Genomic DNA, 3,372 nt, shown 5'->3' with positions numbered 1-3,372 from the left:
CAAAATTAGTGGAGCGTCTCGACAAAGCCACTACAGCCTACGGCATGGAAGAACAGTGCCCAGAAGACCAAGCTTATGACCAAACAACAACACAGAGATCAAAGTAAATGGACACAAGCTTAAAGCTGTCACCAGCTTCAGGTACCTGTGCATACTCCTCATAACTGTTGAGGGTTCCAAGCCCGAGATACTCTCCAGGGTAGCACAGGCTTTGGCAGCATTGCCAAAGTGCAAACCAGTTTGAAATGACAGGACTATTTCTCCCAGTCCAATGATACGACTGATGCGCTCTCTGCTGCTTGTGAATCATTGACACTCACAGCAGAGCTGGAGACAAGAATACAAGCCATGAAAATGAGGTGCTACCGCAAGGTTCGACGCATTTCCTACAAAGGAAGTCCGTGCCAAAATTCAGCAGGCAATCGGACCACATGAAGACCTCCTTGACCATCGTAAAGAGACGCAAGCTGCAGTGCTATGGTCACGTCTCCCGTTGATCAGGTCTGGCCAAACCATGTGGCAAGGGTTGGAAAGGGGAAAAAGAGCAAGTGGGGAGACGACATCAGGGAATGGACAGGCCTGGAGTTCGCCAAGTCCCAGAGAGAACAGGAGAAATGGAGGAAACTGGTCGCCAAATTATCTGTGCTTCCCCAACGACCATCGGCGTTAAGTGACAGATGATGATAATGATGATGGAGTGGAAAGATTCAAACGGATCTGTTTGCAACATTACATACATAACATAGTGTACATTACGTGTGTTAGCGACACTGGCAAAGTGTTGTGAGAAGCGACATGTCAAAGCCGTACTATCACAAAAGAAACAACACTACTGGCTCATAAGCGCTTGTAACTGGTACATTTTATTACGGAAAACACCGATCTGACGATCGTACAGCTTTCAATTGTTCCACCCAATCTTCACACTTGCTGTCTACAAAACCTTTGTCAGACAAATTTGGCAGGTGCACAAAGTGGTTCTGCGATGATACTAATGTTGTGAATGAGTCATGCACTGCATACAGTCCATTCTTAAATGAACCTATTTTGGACACATTTGACAAAATATCCACGAGGCTACTTAACTACCCAATAATAATTCAAGTTGCATCTGTCGGCTTAGAACTTTGCAGCACTACCCGGCCTACAGTTATCTTCGGTTACCACCAAAGCTTCCACAAACATGCACTCAGCTATGTCCGACAGGATTTACACGTGTACCAACATGGCAAGCGCAGGCTTGCACACAGAAACGCAGAGAACCACACTTCGTCACAATGCATACTTTCCATCCAAGAATGCCAGCAAGGAACGCTACTCCTCAAGGAACACTCCGTTCTTTGATTGGTGTTACTGCACGACACGCGTACATCTTGCAACAAACGAACAAACCAGATCGATACCTAACTACGCCTAAGCTACTCACGAAATCGAATTCAGCTACATAACCTACTCACGAAATCGAATTCAGCTACATCACACTTGCTGTATACAAAACCTTTGTCAGACAAATTTGGCATACTACAGTGTTACTACAGTGGCATGTAAAAGACCCCGGTCATTCTGCCGAAAGTGCAGGTGGCAGGTTACATGTAAGCACGCATACACCCTTTACCCACCGAGGTCGGAGTGGGCTGAATATGCCACTGTCCAGGCAGAGTCTGGAAATAGTTGACTTGTTATAAGTGTCCGATTCTAGTCACTGTAGGCATTTTTGGAGCGAGAACTGTTTCAGCTGAATGTGCTTTGAATCCATACAATTCAAACACGTTCTCTTCACACTGCGAGTTTGCGAACTCATTCGTGAAGTACAAGCGGTCAATAGACAAAGGTGTGAGTTCATGAGAAATAAAAGTTGATGTTTGCATCTTTCTCGCCGCTGCATCGTGTTTTAAACCGTGTTCCAACACAACACTTTGCCAGTGTCGCTAACACACGTTATGATTGCTTCCGACCTACGTTCAATTCTCAGTTTTGCAATCATGTTTGCAACCTGCAACAGCCTATTCGTCAGTTGTGAACCAAGCAAACTGCACGCAGCCAGACCATCAAATACGTCCAAAGTAGCTTCATTTAAGAATGGACTGTATGCAGTGCATAACTCATTCATAACATTCGTGTCATCGCAGAACCACTAAGTGCACCTGCCAAATTTGTCTGACAACGATTTTGTATACAGCAACTGAGAAGATTGGTTGGAACAATTCCAAGCTGAGCGGTGTTGTCCGTAAGAAGAGAGATCAGATACAAGCTCCAGGAGAGCCAGGAGTGTTGTTTCTTCTGTGATAGTGCACCATTGACATGTCTCTCTCACAACACTTTGCCAGTGTCGCTTACACACGTAATGTACACTTTGTAATGTGGGATCATGCTCTGCATGGTTTAGAACAAATGCAGCGGCGAGAAAGATGCAAACATAAAGTTTGGTTTTTATTGCCAGCACAGAGGAATAAGTTCGCAGACTCGCGGGGTCAAGAGCGTGTTCGCATTGTATGGATTCAGAGCACATTCTCGCTCTAAAAATTGCCTACAGACGCTAGAACACCTCAACTGTCAAGCAATCACACTTCCCAAGAAAAGCAATCTGCAGCAGAGTCATAACGACAGAGCGATCTCCCTCATCAGTCACCCAATCAAAATCATGCTGAAGGTCATACTGAACAGATTGAATCCGAAAGCGGAGAAGACCATCGCTGAAGAATAGACAGGCTTCACAGCAGGAAGGAGCACCACAGAGCAGATATTTAAACCTACGAATCTTCTCTGAGAAATATTTTAGCACCAGCAAGACCTCTACCATGACTTCATAGACTTGAAGAAGGCATTCGACAGCGTTTGGCATGCAGCTCTGTGGGCAGCTATGAAGAAGTACAACATGAGAACCAACCTTATTCGTATCATCAGGAACCTCTATATAACAAGACCACTAGAGCAGTCCTCTTCAACAGCAGGATTGGAGACTGGTTCCGACCAACAGTCGGAGTCTGACAGGGACGTCTAGTCTCGCCCACCCTCTTTAAAATATTTCTGGATTGGATCATAACAGACGCCTCAGCAGATCATGAAGGCACTGTCAACACTGGAGGCAAACCTCCGCTGTGCTGATGTCACCGGTGGCTTAGCAGGAGAGGAAGAAGAACTGACAAAATTAGTGGAGCGTCTCGACAAAGCCACTACAGCCTACGGCATGGAAGAACAGTGCCCAGAAGACCAAGCTTATGACCAAACAACAACACAGAGATCAAAGTAAATGGACACAAGCTTTAAGCTGTCACCAGCTTCAGGTACCTGTGCATACTCCTCATAACTGTTGAGGGTTCCAAGCCCGAGATACTCTCCAGGGTAGCACAGGCTTTGGCAGCATTGCCAAAG

At 45.8% G+C, this 3,372-nt stretch carries 2 protein-coding genes; one reads left to right on the top strand and one right to left on the bottom strand.

Features of this window, described 5'->3' with window-relative positions:
• Positions 1-2,536: 2,536 nt before the first annotated feature.
• Positions 2,537-2,800, bottom strand: coding sequence for a hypothetical protein (locus ACOCD2_RS14795; RefSeq protein WP_293652806.1), 264 nt, complete (start codon positions 2,798-2,800; stop codon positions 2,537-2,539).
• Between the two features lie 261 nt (positions 2,801-3,061).
• On the opposite strand from ACOCD2_RS14795, the gene ACOCD2_RS14790 reads away from it, so the two are divergent.
• Entirely contained in the window at positions 3,062-3,250 is a 189-nt protein-coding gene (locus tag ACOCD2_RS14790) for a hypothetical protein (RefSeq protein WP_419584321.1), read from the top strand.
• Positions 3,251-3,372 lie beyond the last annotated feature (122 nt).

Source organism: Thiolapillus sp. (assembly GCF_048562965.1).
Lineage (GTDB): Bacteria > Pseudomonadota > Gammaproteobacteria > Chromatiales > Chromatiaceae > Thiolapillus > Thiolapillus brandeum_A.
Note: the sequence above shows the minus strand (reverse complement) of the source record. Positions and strands in the feature narration are given on the sequence as shown.

What these genes read in the sequence shown, in the direction of transcription:
- ACOCD2_RS14790 (WP_419584321.1), top strand. Translation starts at nt 3,062, where the DNA reads ATGAAGGCACTGTCAACACTGGAGGCAAACCTCCGCTGTGCTGATGTC.
- ACOCD2_RS14795 (WP_293652806.1), bottom strand. Translation starts at nt 2,800, where the DNA reads ATGGTAGAGGTCTTGCTGGTGCTAAAATATTTCTCAGAGAAGATTCGT.